Annotated in this window: 1 pseudogene; it reads right to left on the bottom strand. The window is 60.2% G+C overall.

Annotated features, from left to right (window positions below):
* Window positions 1-45: 45 nt before the first annotated feature.
* Window positions 46-244: pseudogene (locus J5M67_RS29260) on the bottom strand (arylsulfatase); the annotation flags it as partial.

Consider the following 244-nt stretch of genomic DNA (forward strand, 5'->3'; position numbering starts at 1 on the left):
TTACGGGTTGAGGAAACCACGCCCCATCCGGGCGTGGCGGGTAGATCACTGCTTCTGGGCAGCCGCCTGCTGCTGTTTCATCTTCTCGGCGATCTTCTGGTACACCGACTGCTGCACCTGGTCGATGCTGAAGCTGGCCGGACGCTGACTCGGCGGATAGTCGACGAAGGTCTGCAGGAAGGCTGCCGCCTTGCGAGTCCCCTGGAACAGCAGATAGTCGTTCTTGGTCAGCCAGTCGTAATAC

It is taken from the genome of Pseudomonas sp. 30_B, from assembly GCF_017491605.1.
Classification (GTDB): Bacteria; Pseudomonadota; Gammaproteobacteria; order Pseudomonadales; family Pseudomonadaceae; genus Pseudomonas.